The organism is Paenibacillus sacheonensis (assembly GCF_009909195.1).
GTDB lineage: Bacteria > Bacillota > Bacilli > Paenibacillales > Paenibacillaceae > Paenibacillus_Z > Paenibacillus_Z sacheonensis.
In genome coordinates this window covers 105194-123617 of record NZ_JAAAMU010000017.1, presented here as the reverse complement: position 1 = coordinate 123617, position 18424 = coordinate 105194, and the positions used below count along the sequence as shown (strand labels likewise).

Sequence of the window (18424 nt, the reverse complement as noted above, 5' to 3'; positions counted from 1 at the left end):
ATTTTTGCCGAATGAATTCAAGGTAGTCAAAATTCCACTTGCGAATGCAGCGGAAGGGCTGGCTTTGTTTGGCCCGCAGGATAAATATTTACGTTTCGTCCAGCAGCAATCGTCATCCGATATCATGTCGCGCGATGCGGAAATCGCGATTTCCGGGCCCTCGGACGACGTTGAATCGCTGGAGCAGTTCTATACGGTGCTGCAGCAGTTGGTGAGAGGCGGGTATACGCCTTCCGAGCGCGATATCGCCTATGCGCTCGAGTTGTCCAAGACCATGCAGGCCGATCAGCTTCTTGACCTATTCAAGGCGGAGATCACGACGACGTTTCGGGGCAAACCGATCCGGGTAAAAACGATTGGCCAGCGTCACTATGTCAAAACGATCAAAAAAATGGATGTCGTCTTCGGCATCGGACCGGCCGGTACGGGCAAAACGTATCTGGCGGTCGTGCTAGCGGTTGCCGCGCTGAAGGAAGGCTCCGTGAAGCGCATTATCCTGACTCGTCCCGCCGTCGAAGCAGGCGAGAATCTCGGCTTCCTGCCGGGGGATTTGCAGGAGAAGGTCGATCCGTACCTGCGGCCGTTATATGACGCGCTGCACGACGTGCTCGGCCCGGACCAAACGACGAAGGCGTTCGAGCGCGGATTGATCGAAGTCGCGCCGCTTGCTTACATGCGCGGGCGGACGCTCGAGGATGCGTTCATCATATTGGACGAGGCGCAGAACACGACGCCGGAGCAGATGAAGATGTTCCTGACCCGTCTCGGGTTCGGTTCCAAAATGGTCATCACCGGCGACGTCACCCAAATCGATCTGCCGCGGGGCAAACGCTCCGGCCTGATCGAAGCGCAGCGGATCCTTCAGAACATTCCGGAGATCGGCTTCATCCTCTTTACGGAGTCCGACGTCGTACGGCATTCATTGGTTCAGAAGATCATCACGGCCTACAATATCGATGCGGAGAGCCAAGGTCAGTAAAGGCAAACCAGAGCCGGTAAGGCCGTGCAAACGCTCACGCCGTACCGGTTAGAGCCGCGCCATGCAAGATTTACCACAAACACAGCAGACAAGGCAAAGCGAACTATTTCGCTTTGCTCCTTTATTTTATTGAAAGCTTCACGCCGAACAGAGGACTGGCGACACCGACGCAAAGGCCAACGGCTGCCGAAATATGTCGAAAACAAGTCGGCAAAATCGGGTCGGAGACCGAGGGGCGCCAAGTACCGCAAGAGCGCCACCTGGAAAGTGTGTCCGCAAGCGGACGAAAACTAGCCCTCCTACAAAGCAGCTTCGAAGACGGCTCCGTACAAGTCACGCCCCATTCGGACTCAGGGACGGGGACTCTAAGGGGCGCCAAGTACCGTAAGAACACCACCTGAAAAGTGTGTCCGCAAGCGGACGAAAACGAGCCCACGTACAAAGCAGCTTCGAAGACGGCCCCGCAGCAGTCACGCTCCATCCGGGTCCAGGGACGGAGACCCTGGGGTCCCCCTTAGGCAAGGGGGATTTAGGGGGTTGCGAAACGCTTTAAGGTTTTTAGGGGTTTTAAAGGGTTTGAAGATTTTAAGGTTTTGAACTCATTTTATTTTCTAAACGTATGTAATCTTAAACTAATCTTAAAATAAAATTGTCATGCTCTAGATAGGGTCCAAGGGACGAAGTCCCTGAAGGTCCCGCGAAGTACGGGGGATCAGGGGGATGCAGGTTCTAGGAGGATAGCAACGATGCCGAATCAGCAGACAGGCGAAAATGAAGGAAAGTCAATCGGTTGGAGTGGATGGAAGAACAGCGCTGCCGTTCGCTGGTTATTGCTGCTTCTGTTCGTTCTGCTTTTTTATTTTAGTCTGGCTTCGCATGTTCTTCCCAAGACGTATAACATCCAGTTGAATAAAGCGAGCGATCGCGATATCGAAGCGCCGATGGAGATCAAGGACGAGAAAGCGACGCTCCAAGCGCAGGAACATGCGGCCGAGCAGGTGGAGCCGATATATTCGATCGTGGCGCTTCGCAGCGAGACGCTGCTCGAGCAGGTGTTTGCCCGGATGGAGCAGCTGAATCAGGACGACCAAGTGACGCTGGAGAACAAAGTCTCGATCTATCGCAGCGAGATTCCTCAAATGTACGTCGACTACGTGGATCAGTTCGTTCGGCTGAACAAGGGCAACGGTACGTACAACGATTCGCTGCTGGAAGAAATGGCCAACGTCGTCAAGCAGCAGACGTATCGCATTCCGGAGGAAACCTTCTACAAAATGCCGCAGCTGACGCCCGCGCAGCTCGGCGATATGCAGGTCGTTGCGGTGTCCATCGTCCATAAGCTGATGGGCGATTCGCTGCGCGAAGCGGAAACGGCGCGGACGAAGGTAGCGGAGCTCGTCAACGCCAGCGCGCTCAGCGAGCGCAAGACGCGGGAAATCGTGCAGGAGCTGGCTCGGTACGCGATCATGCCGAACAAATTCCTCGACAAGCAGGCGACGAACGACGCCCGCGTGGCGGCGAAGGAGAATACCCCGCCCGTCGTTTTCGGGCAAGGGGATATTATCGTGCATAAAGGCGAAGTCGTATCCAAAGAGATGTACGACCGCCTGTCTTCCTTCGGCTTGCTGCAGACGAAGAAAAACTATTGGCCGCAGCTGGGACTGCTTTTATTCTCGGTCCTCTTCCTGATCGTCATATACGGTTATCTCGAGAAGGCGACCAATCTAAGCGGCGGCACGCGAACGGGATACAGCAACGCGCAGCTGACGATGCTGCTGCTCATCTATGCTTTGAATATTCTGTCCATGTCGATTATTGAGCTGACGCAGACGCAGACGATGCCGTATGTCGGATATCTCGCGCCGACCGCGATGGGGGCCATGCTGATCGTGATGCTGCTGGACGTTCAGCTGGCGGTCGTAAGCTCGTTCTTGTTCGCGATCATGGGAAGCATCATCTTCAATACGGAGTCCGGCCGCATATTCGATTTCGATTATGGATTCACGACGGCAGTCGTATCGTTCGCCGCGATCTTCGCCATTCATCGGGCCAGCCAGCGCTCCACGATTCTGAAAGCCGGCATTATGGCCAGCCTGTTCGGATCGGCCAGCGTGCTCGCGATCATCCTGCTCGGCGAATTGCCGGCGAAGAGCGATCTGATCATGACGGTCGCGTTCGCGTTTGCGAGCGGCTTGTTAACGGCGATACTGGTCGTAGGCCTGATGCCGTTCTTCGAAGTAACGTTCGGCATCCTGTCCGCGCTGAAGCTGGTTGAGCTGTCCAACCCGAACCATCCGCTCCTGCGCAAGCTGCTGACGGAGACGCCGGGGACTTATCATCACAGCGTGATGGTGGGCAATTTATCCGAGGCGGCGGCGGAAGCGATCGGGGCGAACGGCTTGCTTTGCCGGGTGGGTTCGTTCTATCATGACATCGGAAAAACGAAGCGGCCCAGTTATTTTATCGAGAATCAGACAAACTATGAAAACCCGCATGATTCCATCGAGCCGAAGCTGAGCAAATCGATCATTATCGCCCATGCGCGCGACGGGGTGGAAATGCTGAGGAATCATAAGCTGCCGAAGCCGATCCGCGACATCGCGGAGCAGCATCACGGCACGACGTTTTTGAAGTTCTTCTACGTCAAAGCGGTGAAGCTGGCCGAAGAAGCGGGCGAAGAGCCTGATTTCACGGAAGATGATTTCCGTTATCCCGGCCCTAAAGCGCAGTCGAAGGAAGCGGCAATCGTCGGCATTGCCGACAGCGTGGAGGCGGCGGTGCGCAGCATGCGCAGCCCGACGATGGAGCAGGTCGAGACGATGATTCACAAAATCATCAAAGGCCGTCTGGACGACGGACAATTCAACGAATGCGACCTGACGTTGAAAGAGCTAGAGAAAATCGCGCAAACGCTGAAAGAAACCATCATCGGTATTTTTCATTCGCGCATTGAATATCCGGAAGATGCGAAACCAAAGGAGCGGCTGGCATGAGTTTGCAGTTGGATTGGAGCAACGATCAAGAGAAAGTGAACATTTCCGAGGATTTCATCGGCGTATTGGAGAAGCTTCTTCAATTGGCTGGCGAAGCGGAAGGCTTGACGGACGGCGATGTGGCGCTTTCTTTCGTCGACGATGAGGAGATCCATCAATTGAATAAAGACTACCGCGGTATCGACCGTCCGACGGATGTGCTGTCGTTCGCCATGCAGGAAGAGACCGACGAGGAGCTCGGCATCATTTACGAAGTCGAAGACGAGAGCGATCCGATTCCTTACGAAGGCATGCTCGGCGATATTATCATTTCCGTAGAGCGCGCGAAGCTGCAAAGCGAGGAGTACGGGCATTCGCTGGAGCGCGAGCTGGGCTTCCTGTTCGTGCACGGTTTCCTTCACTTGATCGGCTACGACCATCAGGACGAGGAAAGCGAAGCCGTCATGACGAAGAAGCAGGAAGCGGTGCTGCAGCAAGCAGGACTGACCCGTTAATGAGGCGTTTTCTGCGCAGCGTCGCTTTCGCCTGGAACGGTGTTCGAAGCGCGTCGGCTGCGCAGGCGAATATGAGAATTCATCTCGCGGCCGTTATCATCGTGAATACGGCTGGACTGCTGTTCGGACTATCCCGCATGGAATGGCTGGCGGTCGTCATCGTACAGGGCATGGTGCTGGCAGCCGAGCTCCTGAATACGGCCGTCGAGCATCTTGTTGATCTGGCCAGCCCGCAGCAGCATCCGCTCGCGAAAGCGGCCAAAGACACCGCTGCCGGCGCGGTGCTGCTGGCGGCCGTCACGTCGGTCGTTGTAGGACTGATCGTATTCGTGCCGCATATCATCCCTAATTCTTAGTAGAAGCGAAGGAGTGTCCGGCATGTCCGAACTAACGAAGCAGGATCTTCTGGATCCCTACCGTCATCTGATGGCTCAAGCCATCGAAGCCAGAAAACGCGCCTACGTGCCCTATTCGCATTTTCAGGTCGGCGCAGCCTTGCTGGATGCGGAAGGCAGCGTCCATGCCGGCTGCAACGTCGAGAACGCAGCGTATAGCCCTACGAATTGCGCGGAAAGAACCGCGCTGTTCCGGGCGATCGCGGACGGCCATGAAGCGCGCAGTTTTGCGGCGATTGCCGTCGTCGGCGATACGGACGAGCCGATTACGCCATGCGGTGTATGCAGGCAGGTGCTCGTGGAACTCTGTCCGCCTGACATGCCCGTCATCATGGGCAATATGAAAGGCGACTGGCGGATTTCGACGGTCGCCGAGCTGCTGCCGGGCGCGTTTTCGTCCAAGCAGCTGAACCGAAATTAATTGCGTAATGTTTGGATAAGAAGGAGACATTAGACCACCTATGAATGCAACGACTACGAACGGGTCCAAAGGATCCAAAGAAAAATTCCGCTCCGGCTTCGTGGCGATCGTCGGCAGGCCGAACGTCGGCAAATCGACGCTGATCAATGAAGTCATCGGGCAAAAAATCGCCATTATGTCGGATAAACCGCAAACGACGCGCAACAAGATCCACGGTGTGTACACGACCGACAATTCGCAGATCGTGTTTCTCGATACGCCGGGGATCCATAAGCCGACTTCGAAGCTTGGCGATTTCATGGTCAAATCCGCGATCAGCACGCTGGCCGAGGTGGATGCGGCGTTATTCCTGATCGATGCCTCGGAAGGACTTGGCGGCGGCGACCGCTTCATCATCGAAGCGCTCAAGAAGGTGAAGACCCCCGTATTTCTCGTCATGAACAAAATCGACAAGATCGAGCCGGAAGCGCTGCTCCCGCTGATCGTGCAGTACAAGGAGCTGCATGATTTCGCCGAAATCATTCCGGTCTCCGCGCTTAAAGGCAATAACGTCGATACGCTGCTGAGAGTGCTCGGCGGCTATTTGCCGGAAGGCCCGCAATATTATCCTGCCGATCAAGTGACGGATCATCCGGAGCAGTTCGTCTGCGCCGAGCTCGTACGCGAGAAGATTTTGCATTTGACGCGCGAAGAGGTGCCGCATTCGATCGCCGTAGCCATCGAGGATATGAAGGTGCAGGACAACGGCGTCGTCTATATCGGAGCCGTCATCTTCGTTGAACGCGATTCGCAGAAAGGCATCGTCATTGGCAAGCAGGGCGCCCTGCTGAAACAAGTGGGCAAGGAAGCGCGCCGCGATATCGAGACACTGCTCGGATCCAGGGTATTTCTCGAACTGTGGGTCAAAGTGAAGAAGGATTGGCGGAATCAGGACCGGGTTCTGAAGGACCTCGGCTTCCGGAACGACTAATGCCGCTCTAACCCGGATCTGACAATAATTGAGCGGGCATAAGCTGCATCCCTTCTTCGCATCCTAATCCGTGAGCAACGTTGCTGAGCGCGGAAAGGATGAATACGAATGCGAAATTTTTCGTGGAAGTATTTTACGCTGACCGGGGATGTAGAGGCTTTCTTGCTTTACAGGGAGATGGAGCAGCAAGCGGCGGCAAGCGCCGAATCTCCGGAGGAAGAAGGGGACTCGGCGGCCGAGAGCGACGGCGCTTTAACGGTGTAAGCACGGCCGTACGCTGGAGTTGGGGGAGAGGCTCATGCAGGTGCGGACAGAGGGTATCGTCATCCGCAGCACGGATTATGGGGAAGGCAACAAAATCGTTACGCTTCTTACCAATACGCACGGCAAAGCCGGCATCATCATTCGAGGTGCAAAAAAGCTTAAAAGCCGTCACGGCTCCCTGTCGCAGCTATTTACGCACGGGGAGTATCTTTTTTTTCGGAACAGCGGACTAGGAACGCTGACGCATGGTGAGATCATCGAGTCTCACCATGTTTTGCGTGAACAGCTGGACATGACGGCCTATTCTTCTTATGCGGCGGAATTGGTAGACCGCGCATTGCAGGAAGAAGATGCAAGCGCATTTATGTTCGAACAGTTGAATGCCTGCTTGAATGCGTTCGCCGAAGGAAAAGACTTATTGATCACGACGCAAGTATTCGAGATGAAAATTCTCCAGGCGGCAGGTTACGGACCCGAGTTCGGCGAATGTGTATCCTGCGGCAATACGGTAGGGACGATGTCGCTTAGCGCGAACAGCGGCGGGATATTATGCAGCCGCTGCGCTTATAAGGACGCACAGGCGATCATGCTCGGCGATGGCGCGCTTAAGCTGCTCCGCCTTTATCAACAGCTGGATCTAAGGCGCCTAGGCAACATTCAAGTCAAGGAAGAAACGAAGCTGCAGTTAAAAGCGGCCATGAGGCTGCTGATGGATACGCTGATCGGCATTCCGCTCAAATCGCGTTCGTTCCTGGATCAAATGGACCGTTATTCGATCTAACGCAAGCATAGCTGGCGCAGATTGACACGCAGTCCTGAAATTGATAAGATAGGTTATTATGTGAATAAGCGATGATGGAGAAAGTAGTCGGTATGCATCGTCCGTTTCAAGCGAGCCGGGGATAGTGGAAGCCCGGACGGGCCAGATCGACGAAAGGCGCTCCGGAGTTTGATGCAAGCTAAAAGCGGGCTTTTACCGCAGTCTTGAAAGCATTCGCCGACTGTAGGTTCAAAGCCAAGTAGGGTGGAACCGCGGAAGCATAAGCTTTCGTCCCTATGTCTGAGACCAGACGTAGAGGCGGGAGTTTTTTTGTGTTCCCGCTTGCCGGAAACTCATGCAGGGGATCATCATCTTTAAAGGAGAGAAGTAGAACATGAATTTTCAAAACATGATTTTGACGCTGCAGCAGTTTTGGGCGGAACAAAATTGCATTCTTGTTCAGCCGTACGATACGGAGAAGGGCGCCGGCACGATGAATCCGATGACCTTCCTGCGTTCCATCGGACCCGAGCCTTGGAATGTCGCTTATGTAGAGCCATCGCGGCGTCCCGCGGACGGCCGTTACGGGGAGAACCCGAACCGTCTGTACCAGCATCATCAATTCCAAGTCATCTTGAAGCCGTCGCCGGACAACATCCAGGAATTGTACCTGGAGAGCTTGAAGCGTCTCGGGATCGACCCGCTTCATCATGATATCCGTTTCGTCGAAGATAACTGGGAATCGCCGACGCTTGGCGCCTGGGGCCTGGGCTGGGAAGTGTGGCTGAACGGCATGGAAATTACGCAGTTCACGTACTTCCAGCAAGTCGGCGGTATCGACGCCAATCCGGTCGCGGTCGAGATTACATACGGCATGGAGCGGCTGGCTTCCTATATTCAAGAGAAAGAAAACGTGTTCGATCTGGAGTGGGTGGACGGCGTAACCTATGGCGACGTCTTCTTGCAGCCGGAATTCGAGCATTCCAAATACACGTTCGAGACGTCCGATGCGGCGATGCTCTTCTCGCTGTTCAATATGTACGAAGAGGAAGCGAAGAAGACGATGGAGCATAAGCTCGTTTTCCCGGCTTACGATTACGTGCTCAAATGCTCGCATACGTTCAACCTGCTGGATGCGCGCGGCGCGATCAGCGTAACGGAACGAACCGGTTATATCATGCGCGTGCGCAATCTTGCGCGGGCATGCGCGGCTACGTATTTGGAGGAGCGCGAGCGCCTCGGATTCCCATTGCTGAAGAAAGGAGCGAACGCCAATGGCTAAGGATCTATTGCTGGAGATCGGATTGGAAGAAGTGCCGGCCCGTTTCGTGCGCGGAGCGATGAACCAATTGAAAGAGAAGGCTGCCAAATGGCTGGAGACGAGCCGCATCGCGCATGGCGAGATCGAAGCGTACGGTACGCCGCGCCGCATCGCAATCCTGGTTCGCGGTGTCGAAGAGAAACAAGCCGATGTCAACGAGGAAGTAAAAGGCCCGTCCCGTAAAATCGCGCAGAACGAGCAGGGCGAGTGGAGCAAAGCTGCTCTCGGTTTTGCCCGCAGCCAAGGCGTCGAGCCGAGCGACTTCTTCTTCAAGGAAGTCGGCGGCGTCGAATATATCTATGCGAACAAAAGCAGCATCGGGACCGTTACGGCCGACGTGCTGCCAGAAGGCCTGACGACGCTTATCACCTCGATGTCCTTCCCGAAGAATATGCGCTGGGGAAATTACGACCTGCGCTTCGTCCGTCCGATCAAATGGCTGGTCGCGTTATTCGGCGAAGAGATCGTGCCGATGGAAATCACGGCCGTCCAAAGCGGCAGAACGTCGCGCGGACACCGTTTCCTAGGCGCGGAGACGGATATTCCTGCACCGGCTGACTACGTGTCCCGCTTGAAAGAGCAGCATGTTATCGTCGACGTGGCAGAGCGGGAATCGCTGATCGTCGGTCAAATCAACGCTTTGTCCGCAGAGAAGAACTGGCATATCGCGATCAAGGAAGATTTGCTCGAAGAAGTCGTGTTCCTCGTCGAATATCCGAATGCCCTGTTCGGCACATTCGACGAATCGTTCCTGAACATTCCGCAGGAAGTGCTCATCACTTCGATGCGCGAGCATCAGCGCTACTTCCCCGTACTGGACGGAAGCGGCAAGCTGCTACCATTCTTCGTCACGGTGCGCAACGGCGACCGGACGTCGATCGAGAATGTGGCGAAAGGCAACGAGAAAGTGCTGCGGGCGCGTCTGTCCGATGCGAAGTTCTTCTACGCCGAGGACCAGAAGCTGGCTATTAACGATGCGCTGGCAAAGCTGGATTCGATCGTCTATCATGAGGAGCTCGGCACGGTCGCGGACAAAGTTCGCCGCATCGTGGCTACCACCGGCAAATTGACGGCAGCGCTTGGTTTGGATAAGCAGGCTTCCGAAGATGCAGCGCGCTCGGCCGCGATTTGCAAATTCGATCTCGTTACGCAGATGGTCTACGAGTTCCCGGAGCTCCAAGGCATCATGGGCGAAGATTACGCGCGTAAAGCAGGCGAACGGGAAACGGTCGCGAAAGCGATTAACGAGCATTACCAGCCTCGATTCGCCGGCGACCGCGCTCCGGCTTCCATCGTAGGCGCAATCGTCAGCTTGGCGGATAAAATCGACACGATCGTCGGCTGCTTTTCCATCGGCATTATTCCTACCGGTTCGCAGGATCCCTACGCGCTTCGCCGCCAGGCTGCCGGTATCGTGCAAATCGTGCTCGCACATGGCATGAAGCTGCCACTGCACACATTGTTCGATTTGGCACTCGACGTTCACTCCGCTCGCGGATTGAAACGGAATGTTGACGAAGTACGTAAAGATCTCTATGAGTTCTTCGGGCTTCGGGTGAAAAACGTACTTGCAGAGCAAAGCATCCGTTACGATGTCGTCGATGCGGTAATGGCTGTCGGATACAACGACTTGCGTCAAACGGTCGATCGGGCCGCGGCAGTTACGGCAGCGGCCGCAGGCGACCGCCGCGAAGAGTTCAAGACCGTCGTGGACGCGCTCGGCAGGGTGTGCAACCTTGCCGCCAAAGCAGCGTCTAATGAGGTGAATCCGCAATTGTTCGCGGACGACTCCGAGGGCGTCCTGTATCGTGCGTGGCAATCAGTAAGCGATCGCGTGAATGAACGGGTCGAGCAAGGCGACGCGGCTGCGGCCATCTCCGAGCTGGCGGGTCTGAAGGCGCCGATCAATGCGTATTTCGACCGCGTCATGGTTATGGCGGAGGACGAAGCGGTACGTAAGAACCGGCTGGCGACGCTGGCTTCGATTGCGGGAAGCGTGAATCGGATCGCGGATTTCTCCAAGCTGGTGTGGTAATCGCCAGCATCGTTTTGATAAGGATTAGGAGGGGATTGAAATGGCGGCAGATGCGCAGCCTGAAGTGATCATTTATGTCGTTTCCGATTCCGCCGGCGATACCGGCGAGCTGGTGGTCAGGGCAGCGGTGGCCCAATTTCATCCTATCCATACCGATATCCGCCGGGCGCCGTTCGTCCATGACGAGGCTTCCCTCGAACGTTTCGTGCGTCTGGCGAAGGAGCATGACGCGATCATGCTGTATACGCTCGTGCTTCCCGGCATGCGCGAGCGCATGATCGAGTTCGCGGACAAGCATGGCGTAACGGCGATCGATCTGCTCGGTTCGCTCATCAAGAGCCTGGAGCTCAAGACGGACCGCAAAGCCCGTCAAGAGCCGGGTCTCAATCATGTGCTGGACGAAAATTATTTCCGCAAGGTCGAAGCCGTGGAATTTGCCGTCAAGTACGACGATATGCGCGACACGACCGGGATTTTGAAAGCCGACATCGTGCTGGTTGGCGTATCGCGTACCTCCAAGACGCCGCTGTCGATGTATTTGGCGCATAAGCAGTTCAAAGTCGCTAACGTGCCTTTGATCCCCGAGGTCGGGCCGCCGCCCGAATTGTTTCAGATTCCGAAGGAGAAAGTCGTTGGGCTGACGATCGACGTCCGGTACCTGAACGGCATTCGGAAGGAACGGCTGAAGGCGCTCGGCCTGCCGGACAGCGCATCTTACGCGAAGGCGGAACGGATCGAGTTCGAGCTCCAGTACGCGTCATCCATCATGGATCGGCTCGGATGTCTCGTCATTGATGTCTCCCATAAAGCAGTCGAAGAGACGGCGAGCCTCATTCTGGAGCACATCGAATCCGTTTGAGATTAGCGGCAGGATTTTTTGGTTATTTGCCGTATATAATAGTACGGAAGTTACACGGAGATGCGGTGGTGCAAAATTGACGGCAATGCCAACGATCGTAGTCGATGCCGATGCTTGTCCGGTAAAGCGGGAAATTGTCGAAATTGCTCGGGCGCATGCTGTGCCGGTTCTTATGGTAGCTTCACATGATCATCGGCTTCACGCGGAGGAAGGCGTAGCGATCATGCAGGTAGACCGCAGCGATCAATCGGTCGATCTGTATATCGCGAACCATATTCGGCGCGGGGATATCGTCGTCACGCAGGATTTCGGACTTGCGACGATCGTGATTGCCAAAGGAGCGATTGCGCTTTCTCAGCGAGGTCAGGAATACGATGACAGCAACATCGATTATCTGATGGAGCGGAGGCATGAACTGGCGAAGCGGCGCCGGGGAGGCGGTAGAACGAAAGGACCCAAAGCGCTGACGAACGAGGATCGGGTTCGCTTTCAGCAAAAGCTGACAAAAGTTTTGGTCTCTCGGCAGGAAAATGCTGAACCGTAGCGAATAGTATTACTTGTCATTTAGGATGAAGGTGAAGGTTATGGCTTACGGGAAAATACCGGATTCCGTCATTGAAGCGGTGCTGAAGCATCACGATATCGTCGAAACGGTAGGAAAGTACGTTCACCTGTCGAAACAAGGGAAATACATGAAGGGATTGTGCCCGTTTCATTCCGAGAAGACGCCGTCATTTACCGTCACGCCGGAGAAAGGGATTTTCTACTGTTACGGATGCGGCAAAGGCGGCAACGCCATCAAGTTCATCGAGGAAATCGAGGAATATTCGTTTCCCGAGGCCGTGCGCGTTCTAGCGGAAGAAGCCGGCATTCCGATTGCGTGGACCGGTCCGGGCGATGGTCCTTCGAACGAAGGAAACGGAGACCGGGACAAGCTGATTCAAGCTCATGAACTGGCAGCCAAACTGTATCATTATCTGCTTATGAACACGACGCATGGACAGCCGGCGCTGAAGTATTTGCGGGATCGGGGCGTTACGGACAAGCAGATCGATCAATTCCAGATCGGCTATGCACCTCCGGAATGGGACACGCTCGCGCGCTTCCTGGAGAAGCGGGAGTTCGATAACGCCCTGATGGAGAAAGGCGGGCTGTTGATCGGGAAGCAGGACAAGAGCGGGTATATCGATCGATTTAGGGACAGGGTCATGTTCCCGATATGGAACCGCGACGGCAAAATGATTGCATTTGCCGGCAGGATGCTCGGCGAAGGACAACCGAAATATTTGAATTCACCGGAAACGATGCTGTTTAACAAAAGTCGGAATTTATATAACTTTCATCACGCAAGGGCGGCGCTCCGCAAGAGCAGGCGCGTTGTGTTATTTGAAGGCTATATGGATGTCATCAAGGCTTGGAGCTCCGGAGTGACGAATGGCGTCGCCTCCATGGGAACGTCATTGACCGAGGAGCATGCGGCGGTGTTGCAGCGCAATGCGGACGATGCGGTGCTGTGTTACGACGGCGATAACGCGGGACAAGCCGCCGCGCTCAAGACGATACCGATTTTGGAGAAAGCAGGGCTGCGCGTACAAGTTGCCATGCTGCCCAAAGGCATGGATCCGGACGAATTTATCGAACAGAACGGCGCGCATGCGTTCATGCGGGACATTATCGAACATCCGGTTTCCGCAACAAAATTTAAATTACTATATGCAAAGAAAAACCATATACTCCTAGAAGAAGAGGGACAGAAAAATTACTTGCTTGAAGCCGTGCGCATTATTGCCGTGCTGGATTCACCGACAGAGCGGGAATTTTATTTGAAAGAGCTGTCCCGGGAGTTCGATATGTCCTTGGATTCGCTGAAGCAGGACTGTTTTGCGCAGCGCCAGCAGCTTCAAAAAATGAAACCGCAAAGGGATAATAACGACAATTCGTGGAATAATGGTAGGAATGAAAACCGTGAAAACCGTCGTTCATCCTCTGCACCGCCCGTATTGCCCGCTTATCAGGTAGCAGAGCGCAAGCTGCTTGCGCAAATGCTGCAAAGCGCGGACGTTGCGAACACGGTGCATCGGAAGCTTGGAGAAGCTTTTCATGTGGAGGATCACGCAGCGCTTGCTGCTTACTTATACGCTTATTATGCGCAAGGCCATGATCCGGATGTTAGCCGGTTTGTAGCGTCGCTTCAGGATGATCGTCTTGAACGGGCGGCCGCCTCCATTCTTATGATGGACGATGACATGCCTTTCGACGAGCAATTGCTCGACGACTACGTGAGTGAAATCGTGAAAGTGCCTAAGCTTCGAGAGATCGAACAGAAAAAAGAAGCCATGGTGCGGGCGGAGCGCTCAGGCGACATGCTGAAAGCGGCACAAATTGCAAGTGAGATTATAGCCCTAGAGAGACAACTGAAAGGTCGGTAGGATGATCGTTCTAGGGAGGAGGGAGTCGGAATATGGCGAATGATCAACATACTGAATTGGATACTGAACAAAGGCTGGAGCTCGTCAAAGAACAGCTGATTGAACACGGGAAGAAAAGATCCTCCTTAACTTACAAAGAAATCATGGAGAAGCTTTCGCCGTTCGATCAGGATCCGGAACAAATCGATGAGTTCTTCGAACAGCTTGACGATATCGGAATTGAAGTGGTGAACGAGAACGACGATCTTCCGATTGGCAACAGGGATGATCAAGAACGCGAACAAGACGACTTCAACTTCGACGACGACTTGGCACTCCCGCCAGGCATTAAAATAAACGATCCGGTGCGGATGTACTTGAAGGAAATCGGCCGCGTACCGTTGTTGTCGGCAGACGACGAAGTGGAATTGGCGAAGCGGATCGAGAATGGCGACGAAGAAGCCAAACGCCGGCTGGCCGAAGCCAACCTACGGCTCGTCGTAAGTATCGCGAAGCGCTACGTGGGTCGCGGTATGCTGTTCTTGGACTTGATTCAAGAAGGCAACATGGGCTTGATCAAAGCCGTCGAGAAGTTCGACCATACGAAGGGCTACAAATTCAGTACGTACGCAACATGGTGGATCAGACAAGCGATCACCCGTGCGATCGCGGACCAAGCGCGTACGATTCGGATTCCGGTCCATATGGTCGAGACGATCAACAAGCTCGTTCGGGTCTCCCGTCAATTGCTGCAGGAGCTGGGCCGCGAGCCGAGCCCGGAAGAAATTGCCGCCGAGATGGATCTGAGTACCGAGAAGGTTCGGGAAATCATGAAGATCGCGCAGGAGCCGGTTTCGCTGGAAACGCCGATCGGGGAAGAAGACGATTCGCATCTGGGCGACTTTATCGAGGATCAGGAAGCACTCGCTCCGGCGGATGCCGCGGCTTACGAGCTCTTGAAGGAACAGCTGGAGGACGTGCTTGATACGCTCACCGAGCGTGAAGAAAACGTGCTGCGACTGCGTTTCGGACTCGATGACGGCCGTACGCGCACCTTGGAGGAAGTCGGCAAAGTGTTCGGCGTCACCCGCGAACGGATTCGGCAAATCGAAGCAAAGGCACTTCGCAAGCTTCGTCACCCGTCCCGCAGCAAGCGATTGAAAGATTTTCTTGAATAACAATCCGGGACCTTACTGCGCAAGCAGCAAGGTCTTTTTTGGAAGTTCGATGCCTTACCGCCGGTATTTCTTACAGCAACTCACTATCCTGCGCATAGAAAGGGACAACAGGCTGTCATGGATCAGGAGCGCCGAAAGACGATTATTAAAGAAATCGAGCATTGGGAGCGATCGAAACTGCTGCCCGGGCAATATTGCGACTTCCTGCTGAACCTGTATCTGGAGGAAGGGGAGACCCGAGGGCCAGCGACATTTGCAGGGAGAGCAGCGATTGTGGTGAAAGGAGCTTCGGCCAAACAATGGCTCCTTACATTTGGAATATTTTCCTTGATTTGTTTTGTTGTTCTTTATTTTAACGTTTTTCATCCGCTATTGCAAATGGCCGTGTCGATTACGGGCGTATATCTGCTCTTGCTTCTAGGTCATAGGTACCGTTCAAAAAATGAGTCCGTGGGACTAGTTCTGATCGGGGCAGGTATGCTGCTTATGCTTGGCGCAGGATTGTATATTCTAGAGCTGCACGATTGGAATGAATGGGGCTGGAAAGCGGGGCTGTTGTCGTTTTGTGCGCTCGTCTGGGTAGCCTTCGGGATAGGCGCAAGAATTCCGCTGCTTCATTTATGCGGCTGGCTGGCGTTCTTCCTTGTGTATGCCTGGCTGTTGTCTAACAATACGGTTGATCCGGAGTGGTACGAAATTCAGTTGTATTGGCTGCCGCTCTCGTTCGTATTCGGCTGGTCGAGCTGGTTCGTTCAGCGGTGGACCAAATCGTCCGCGTCGATTTTGTTTATTGCCGGCGCCGCAGCCTGGTTTATGCCCGAGCTCTACACGGCCATGTTCCGCGGCGGCGCGGCTGAATTGCAAGTGGAGCTTATCATCAAAATAATAGCGGGAGGCATCTTGCTCTTCTCGCTCCGAAAACAATGGATTGCGTGGGTTGCTTGAAATGATAAAGCTGTCAAAACGATTACAAACGATTGCGGACTGCGTAACGGCCGGCGCGCGCACGGCGGATATCGGTTCCGACCATGCGCTGCTGCCGGTCTATCTGCTTCAGTCCGGCAAGTGTCCTTCGGCGATCGCCGGAGAATTGAATTACGGTCCCTATCAGGCGGCTAGAAAACAGATTGCCGAGGCAGGGCTAACCAAGGTCATCGAAGCTAGACAAGGAAATGGTTTAGGCGTTCTTGCCCCTGGCGAGGCGGACACGGTCACGATTGCCGGAATGGGCGGAGCCTTGATGGCAGACATACTCGAGACGGGACGGCTGGCGGGTAAGCTCGAAGGCGTCAAGGAACTGGTGCTTCAGCCGAACGTAGGCGAAGAGATCGTGCGCAAATGGCTGTCGAAGCATGGCTATGTCCTTCAAGGCGAGACGCTGCTCGAAGAGGACGGGAAGCAGTACGAAGTGCTTCATGCGCTTCGCGCGGCGGATAGTCCCGCCGACGTCACAAACGAGCGTCTGTACGATCCTTCGTTCTTGCCGGCTGCTATGGAACCCGGTCTGAAGCAGGAATGGCTTTATCGTATGGGACCGTATTTGCTGCGGCAGCGCGCGGAGCTGCTGCCGAACAAATGGCGGCATGAGATCGGGAAGCTGGAGCGGATCTGCAAACAGATGGGACAATCCGAGCTGCCCGAGTCCCGCGAGAAAGAGGCGCTGCTGCGCGGCGAGATCAACGCGATCGAGGAGGTGCTGTCATGTTTGCAAATGGTCAAACCGTCGTCCAACTGCTAGAGCAGCTGGCTCCGAAACATATTGCCATGGAGAACGACAAAATCGGTCTGCAGCTGGGCACGCTTCAAAAGGAAATCACGAAGGTGCTGGTGGCACTCGATGTTACGCCGGAGGTCGTGGACGAAGCGATCGCTATCGGGGCGGAGCTGATCGTTGCGCATCATGCCATCATCTACCGGCCGCTGGCCAAGCTGGATACGTCAACGCCTGCCGGCAAGCTGTACGAGAAGCTGATCAAGAACGATATCGCGGTGTATATCGCGCACACCAACCTGGACGTCGCGGACGGCGGCATCAATGATTGGATGGCCGATATGCTGGGCATTCCGGCAGATGGACGTTCATCGCTGGAGGACGTGCATACGGATAAGCTGTACAAGCTGGTCGTATTCGTCCCGGAAACGCATCATGAACAGGTGCTGCAGTCGGTCTTGAACGCAGGAGCGGGTCAAATCGGCGGCTACAGCCACTGCAGCTTCAACATTGAAGGCATCGGTACGTTCAAACCGGGCGAAGACGCCAAGCCGTTCATAGGCAAAACCGGCCGTCTGGAGCGCGTTCGCGAGGTGCGGGTAGAAACCATCGTGCCGCACAGCGCGCACCGGAAGGTCGTTCAGGCGATGCTGAAAGCCCATCCGTACGAGGAAGTGGCATACGACCTCTATCCTGTCGAGCTGAAAGGACGCGTATTCGGCCTTGGCCGGGTAGGAAAGCTGCCGGAGCCTGTCACGCTAGGCGAGCTCGCGGCAAGGGCCAAGTCGGCCTTCGACGTGCCCGCCCTTAGGCTTGTCGGGGATCCTGAGCGTCCCGTACGCAAGATAGCCGTGCTCGGCGGCGCCGGCTCCAGATATATACGCCATGCGTCCTTTGCAGGCGCCGACGTGCTCGTGACGGGCGATATCGACTATCATACGGCGCATGACGCGCTGGCAGCCGGTTTGGCGATTATCGATCCCGGCCATAACATCGAGAAGCTGATGAAGCCGCGGCTTGCGGATTGGCTGCGTCAAGAGCTGCAGAAACGCAGCTGCGCGACGGAAGCGGTTCCGTCGCAGATCAATACGGAGCCGTTCCGATTCCTGTAGAGGAAACGGAGGGAATCTTTCCGGCTTGAGCTTTGTCTCTTTTCTTAGTATACTGTTGACTACACGGAAAGTTTGACAGACAATCGCTGGCGGCCTAGATGCCGCGAGAGGAAAGTCCGGGCTCCGCAGGGCAGAGATGCTGGATAACGTCCAGTCGGCGCGAGCCGAAGGATAGTGCCACAGAAATGGACCGCCGATGGCTGCGCTTCGCGCGCGGCACAGGCAAGGGTGGAACCGTGGTGTAAGAGACCACGAGGACCGTTGGTGACAACGGTGCTGGTAAACCCCATCTGGAGCAAGACCGAGAGAACGCAGCAGCCTCGCGCTGCACCCTTGCCCGGGGAGCGTTCGGGTGTGTCGCTGGAGCCGGTCAGCAATGGCAGGCCTAGATAGATGATTGTCGCTTCACAAGTGGAAGGGTAGTTCCCGTTATACCACGCGAAGTACAGAACCCGGCTTACGGCAAGCTTTCCATATGCTCAAATAACCCGCAAGGCTTATGCCTTGCGGGTTATTTCGTCATT

General features: G+C 55.1%; 17 protein-coding genes and 1 other RNA gene. All 18 read left to right on the top strand.

Annotation, left to right across the window (positions count from 1 at the left end; genetic code table 11):
• Positions 1 to 4 precede the first annotated feature (4 nt).
• The 18 genes from GT003_RS25120 to rnpB all read left to right on the top strand — a co-directional run bounded on the left by GT003_RS25120 (position 5) and on the right by rnpB (position 18375).
• Positions 5 to 979, top strand: coding sequence for a PhoH family protein (locus GT003_RS25120; RefSeq protein WP_161703118.1), 975 nt, complete (start codon positions 5 to 7; stop codon positions 977 to 979).
• Positions 980 to 1725: 746 nt separating this feature from the next.
• Positions 1726 to 3972 (top strand): HD family phosphohydrolase, encoded by a 2247-nt coding sequence (locus GT003_RS25115; RefSeq protein ID WP_161703116.1) that lies wholly within the window; start codon positions 1726 to 1728, stop codon positions 3970 to 3972.
• Positions 3969 to 4466 carry an rRNA maturation RNase YbeY gene (gene ybeY, locus GT003_RS25110; protein WP_161703114.1) on the top strand — a complete coding sequence of 166 codons (498 nt, stop codon included), beginning with the start codon at positions 3969 to 3971 and terminating at the stop codon, positions 4464 to 4466. Before GT003_RS25115 ends, ybeY begins: the two co-directional genes overlap by 4 nt.
• A complete protein-coding gene (locus tag GT003_RS25105) occupies positions 4466 to 4822 on the top strand; it encodes a diacylglycerol kinase family protein (RefSeq protein ID WP_161703112.1) in 357 nt (118 codons plus the stop codon). The genes ybeY and GT003_RS25105 overlap by 1 nt, the downstream gene beginning before the upstream one ends.
• A 22-nt stretch (positions 4823 to 4844) precedes the next feature.
• The gene (gene cdd / locus GT003_RS25100; RefSeq protein WP_161703110.1) at positions 4845 to 5282 is read left to right on the top strand and encodes a cytidine deaminase; all 438 of its coding nucleotides are present in this window, start codon (positions 4845 to 4847) and stop codon (positions 5280 to 5282) included.
• A 40-nt stretch (positions 5283 to 5322) separates the two neighbouring features.
• A complete protein-coding gene (gene era, locus GT003_RS25095; RefSeq protein ID WP_161703108.1) occupies positions 5323 to 6252 on the top strand; it encodes a GTPase Era in 930 nt (309 codons plus the stop codon).
• 108 nt (positions 6253 to 6360) lie between these two features.
• Positions 6361 to 6516: a YqzL family protein gene (locus tag GT003_RS25090; RefSeq protein ID WP_161703106.1), complete on the top strand. Its 156-nt coding sequence runs from the start codon at positions 6361 to 6363 to the stop codon at positions 6514 to 6516.
• A gap of 34 nt (positions 6517 to 6550) precedes the next feature.
• The gene (gene recO / locus GT003_RS25085; protein WP_161703104.1) at positions 6551 to 7297 is read left to right on the top strand and encodes a DNA repair protein RecO; all 747 of its coding nucleotides are present in this window, start codon (positions 6551 to 6553) and stop codon (positions 7295 to 7297) included.
• Between the two features lie 373 nt (positions 7298 to 7670).
• Entirely contained in the window at positions 7671 to 8558 is an 888-nt protein-coding gene (gene glyQ, locus GT003_RS25080) for a glycine--tRNA ligase subunit alpha (protein ID WP_161703102.1), read from the top strand.
• Positions 8551 to 10632 carry a glycine--tRNA ligase subunit beta gene (gene glyS / locus GT003_RS25075; protein WP_161703100.1) on the top strand — a complete coding sequence of 694 codons (2082 nt, stop codon included), beginning with the start codon at positions 8551 to 8553 and terminating at the stop codon, positions 10630 to 10632. The genes glyQ and glyS overlap by 8 nt, the downstream gene beginning before the upstream one ends.
• A 40-nt stretch (positions 10633 to 10672) precedes the next feature.
• On the top strand, positions 10673 to 11491 hold the full coding sequence (locus GT003_RS25070; protein ID WP_161703098.1) for a pyruvate, water dikinase regulatory protein: 819 nt from the start codon (positions 10673 to 10675) through the stop codon (positions 11489 to 11491).
• An 85-nt stretch (positions 11492 to 11576) separates the two neighbouring features.
• Complete coding sequence (locus GT003_RS25065) at positions 11577 to 12035, top strand: YaiI/YqxD family protein (RefSeq protein WP_161703167.1); 459 nt, start codon at positions 11577 to 11579, stop codon at positions 12033 to 12035.
• A 40-nt stretch (positions 12036 to 12075) separates the two neighbouring features.
• Positions 12076 to 13920 (top strand): DNA primase, encoded by a 1845-nt coding sequence (dnaG, locus tag GT003_RS25060; RefSeq protein ID WP_161703096.1) that lies wholly within the window; start codon positions 12076 to 12078, stop codon positions 13918 to 13920.
• A 32-nt stretch (positions 13921 to 13952) separates the two neighbouring features.
• On the top strand, positions 13953 to 15077 hold the full coding sequence (gene rpoD, locus GT003_RS25055; RefSeq protein WP_161703094.1) for an RNA polymerase sigma factor RpoD: 1125 nt from the start codon (positions 13953 to 13955) through the stop codon (positions 15075 to 15077).
• A 486-nt stretch (positions 15078 to 15563) separates the two neighbouring features.
• Positions 15564 to 16022 (top strand): hypothetical protein, encoded by a 459-nt coding sequence (locus tag GT003_RS32655; protein ID WP_239565815.1) that lies wholly within the window; start codon positions 15564 to 15566, stop codon positions 16020 to 16022.
• Position 16023: 1 nt separating this feature from the next.
• Positions 16024 to 16815, top strand: coding sequence for a tRNA (adenine(22)-N(1))-methyltransferase (locus GT003_RS25045; protein ID WP_161703089.1), 792 nt, complete (start codon positions 16024 to 16026; stop codon positions 16813 to 16815).
• Positions 16779 to 17900, top strand: coding sequence for a Nif3-like dinuclear metal center hexameric protein (locus GT003_RS25040; protein ID WP_161703087.1), 1122 nt, complete (start codon positions 16779 to 16781; stop codon positions 17898 to 17900). The genes GT003_RS25045 and GT003_RS25040 overlap by 37 nt, the downstream gene beginning before the upstream one ends.
• Positions 17901 to 17967: 67 nt before the next feature.
• An RNA gene (gene rnpB, locus GT003_RS25035) (RNase P RNA component class A) lies at positions 17968 to 18375 on the top strand.
• Positions 18376 to 18424 lie beyond the last annotated feature (49 nt).